Raw genomic sequence first — 4,189 nt, 5'->3', positions numbered from 1 at the left:
CCATCATCATTAATTATAAATATTTCTGGTAGGATCATAGGTGCACTAGCAGAGTAATTTGAAGCTGGTTTTGGATTACACGTTTGAATCAACTTTAAACACGTTTTGATAGTTTTTTCATCTGTATTTAGAATCTTAGCTATTTTTAGAAAATGACCTTTTGCTAAATCATTTAAATAGTGAATTGTTTTTAATAAAATATCTTGATGTTGCGTATTAATATGTTTACATTGGATTGTTAGACATTCCTCTAAATCTCTAGCACCAACACCAAGAGGATATAATGTTTGGATAAATTGAAGCGCATCTTTACAATCTTGTAATTTAAAATGGCTTTCTTTTTTTATATCAATTAATGATGTTGTGCAGTATCCATTTGAATCTAAGTGATGGATTATGGCTTTAGCGCATTCTTTATTCTTATACTTACTGGTATTTATTTGCGATACTAATTCTTCAATCAAACTTATCTCATTTGTATTGTTAAGTAGTTCTTCATTAAGTTCAATAGTTTGATGATAATAACTTGGATGTATTTCTAGTAATGGATTTTGTTGTGCTGTTTCTATTATCAACTTGTCTAATTCTTGCTGATTCATTGTTAAAATAGCAAGTGACTGTACTTGTTTAATATTTATTTTATGGGTAGGTTTAAGTGTTTGTATAAGTTTTGTCTTCATTTTGTTATCAGCCTTTACTAGATTGTAACATAACATCTTTTGCGATAGAATATGAACAAGAGGAAATGCCATGAAAGAAAAATTATTAAAACTACTAAACTTATATACTGCAAAAAATGGTGCTATTCCAATGGAATGTTTTACAGCATCATATCTTGCTAATGAATTATCTTTAAGTAGAAACAGTGTTTCACAGTATTTGAATGAGTTTATACAAGAAAATAAGGTGGTTAAAGTAAATACAAGACCAGTTTATTTTTACAGTATAGAAGAATTGGAAAAATCAGGAATTGAAGTAGAAAACAGTATTTTTGAGTCTTTTGATGATTTAACATTTAAAAAGGAAGATTTTGATCGTCTTATTGGTGCACGTGATTCATTAAGACATGCTATTGAACAGTGTAAAGCAGCTATAAGTTATCCACCTATGGGTTTACCAATTTTATTAAACGGAGCAACAGGAACTGGTAAAAGTAGAATTGCGCAGACGACATATGAATATGCGATATGTGCTAAAATTATTACTCATGAAAGTAAATTTATAGTAGTGAATTGTAGTGAATATGCAAATAACCCTGAATTGTTAACGGCAAATCTATTTGGTCATAAAAAAGGTGCTTATACCGGTGCGGATAAAGATAATCCAGGATTAATACAGTTGGCAGATGGTGGCGTATTATTTCTAGATGAAGTGCATTGTTTAAAAGCAGAGTGTCAAGAAAAACTATTTTTATTTATGGATAAAGGGGTTTATCATCGAGTAGGAGATAACGAAAATTGGTATCATTCCGATTGCCGATTAATTTTTGCTACAACAGAAAAACCTGAAGATGTATTACTTAAAACGTTATTAAGAAGAATTCCGATTGTAGTAAAAATTCCATCTTTAGAAGAAAGACCAAGAAATGAAAAGGCTGCACTACTTGCGACAATCTTTAAAAATGAATCGAAAGAAATTGGTAAAACAATTGAGATAAGTTCATTAGCTTATCAAATATTTATGGACACCAATATTCCTGGTAACGTAGGTGGCTTAATGAATAGTGTTCGTGCTACTTGTGCCAATGCTTTCTTGGAAGATAATCAAGTTAATGATATTCTTCAAATTCATGTGAATAATTTACCAGAATATGTTTTGCAATTAGCTCCAGTAATTAATTTCAAATTACAAAGTTCTAAAGATAAGAAGATGTTAAAACTGGCATTTCCTAATCAACCTAACACTTATGATACTAATTTAATTGGTGTATATGAAAAGATGTTGGAAAGTTATCATAAGTACAAAGAAAATCCACTGACAAATCGAATATTTAGTCCTTCATTAAAAGAAGTGATTGACCAATATAGTGATTATCTAATGTTTGATCGTAATCAAGCAGGAGGTCCAAATATTGAATTTACTAAGAAAATTACAGATAAGATATTCTCTATTGTTATGAACCGTTATAATTTACAAATCAGTAATAATGACATACTTCTTGTATCAAGATATTTAAGTGAATATGCAAGACTTAGTCATGAATTTAAGAGTTGGTTAAGTAATCACGCTCAAGAGATTAAAGAATTTTCGGAGATATTTCAAATGAAATATCCAAGAGAATATACAATTGTAACTGAGATTGTTGATAATATTGGTATTAACTTAGATGTTGAAGTTGATGAAATGATGAAGATTAGATTAATGCTTGTCATATGTGATATGCATCGAGAAGAATCTAGCAATAAAACAATTGCGGTTATTCTTTGTCATGGGTATTCTACTGCATCATCAATTGCAGATGCTGTTAATAAGATGTTAAATCAAAATATTTTTGATGCGATTGATATGGAATTAGATATTAGTGTTGATAAAATTACTAATCAGTTAAATGATTATCTGAAAATGAAGAATTATTTTGATGATCTTGTATTACTTGTAGATATGGGCTCATTGGAAGAAATCTATAAGCGTATTAAACAAATTCAAAATGTTAATATAAGTATCATAAATAATGTAAGTACAAAGCTTGCATTGTTAATTGGCAGCAAAATTAAGCAAGGTGAAGATATTTCTAAAATACTAGATAAAGCAAGTTCAGAAACGGTATCTCAATATAAATACATACAAAATAGAGCTAAAAAGAAAGCGATACTATCGGTATGTGCAACTGGAATGGGATCAGCTGAAAAAATTGTAGATTTATTTAGTAAGAGTTTACCTAAGAAAATTGATGCTGAAATTGTTAGTTATGACTACAACAAATTAGTTGAGAATGGTAATAATGATTATATATTTGAAAAATATGATGTTTTATTTATTATTGGGACAATGAATCCATATATTGAAGACATGCCTTTTATTGCAATAGAAGATTTAGTATTGAATTCAGAAATGGATCAAATAGGTGCTTTAATGAAAGACTTCCTAAATGAAGATGAAGTAGAAGTCATGAAACAAAATATTATTAAGAACTTTACACTTAATAATATCGTTAATCATTTGACAATTTTAAATGCTGAGAAAGTATTGGATGATGTAGAAGAACTAGTGATTGATATGGAAAAATACTTATCATTGCCTTTACCAGCTGCTAGTAAAGTAGGATTATATGTACATTTATCATGTTTAATTGAAAGATTAATACTTAAAAATGAAGTTCAATTAATTGAGGAACCGACTGAATTTCTTGAAAATCATGGGGACTTCATTGAAGCGATTAAACAGGTATTCAGTGTCGTAGAATCGAATTATAGTGTCGAAATACCTGTTTCTGAAATATATTATATATTTAATTATATTGAAAATTACCTATAAACAAAGGATTATTTGCGTGCTAACTAAATGTTGGCACGCTTTTTGCTATGATATTTAGTGAAGGAAAAGGAGGTGTAAGTATGAAAGGAGAAAATATTCTTTTGACACGTATCGATAATCGTTTGGTACATGGACAAGTGGGGGTGACTTGGACAAAAACAATTGGTGCAAATTTAATCGTCGTTTGTGATGATGAAGCTGCAAATGACCAATTACAACAACAGTTGATGACCTTCACTGCTAAATCAAGTGGCGTTGGAATTCGATTCTTTACAGTAGATTATACTGCAGAGATTATTGATAACGCCTCGCCTGACCAAAAGATATTCTTAGTTGTTAAAACTCCCGCATCAGTTAAGCGCTTAATTGAAAAAGGTGTTGTACTTAAGGATGTCAATGTTGGTAATATGCATTTTTCAAATGGCAAACGTGCAATTACCAAAAAAGTATATGTAGATGATCAAGACATGGAAGACTTAAAATATGCTGCTAGTCATGGATCAAACGTATATTGTCAAGATGTTCCAGGAGATTCAATTGAAAAAATCTAAAACTAAAAGGAGAAAGAAAAAATGCAAATAACATTAATGCAAGGAATACTACTTGCAATAGCTGCTATTATTATCGGTGTGGATTATTGGCTAGAAGCATTATTTATTTTCCGTCCACTTGTTGTATCAACAGTGACAGGAATTATTCTAGGTAATGTACCACT

The 4,189-nt window shown here is 29.8% G+C and carries 4 protein-coding genes; 3 read left to right on the top strand and 1 reads right to left on the bottom strand.

Annotated elements, in window-relative coordinates; translation table 11 throughout:
* A partial coding sequence (locus RR430_RS09055; RefSeq protein WP_332508998.1) for an RNA polymerase factor sigma-54 occupies window positions 1-680 on the bottom strand: 680 nt, incomplete at its 3' end.
* 70 nt (window positions 681-750) lie between these two features.
* Between RR430_RS09055 and RR430_RS09050 the strand changes: the two genes are divergently transcribed.
* The 3 genes from RR430_RS09050 to RR430_RS09040 all read left to right on the top strand — a co-directional run.
* Window positions 751-3,474 (top strand): sigma 54-interacting transcriptional regulator, encoded by a 2,724-nt coding sequence (locus tag RR430_RS09050; protein WP_332488760.1) that lies wholly within the window; start codon window positions 751-753, stop codon window positions 3,472-3,474.
* Between the two features lie 80 nt (window positions 3,475-3,554).
* Complete coding sequence (gene agaB / locus RR430_RS09045) at window positions 3,555-4,025, top strand: PTS galactosamine transporter subunit IIB (RefSeq protein ID WP_332488761.1); 471 nt, start codon at window positions 3,555-3,557, stop codon at window positions 4,023-4,025.
* Window positions 4,026-4,046: 21 nt separating this feature from the next.
* Window positions 4,047-4,189 (top strand): PTS sugar transporter subunit IIC (locus tag RR430_RS09040; RefSeq protein ID WP_332509000.1); only part of this gene is annotated, 143 nt, incomplete at its 3' end.

This window comes from Anaerorhabdus sp., assembly GCF_036641015.1.
GTDB lineage: Bacteria > Bacillota_I > Bacilli_A > Erysipelotrichales > Erysipelotrichaceae > Anaerorhabdus.
This window is presented reverse-complemented; position numbering and strand designations above follow the sequence as displayed.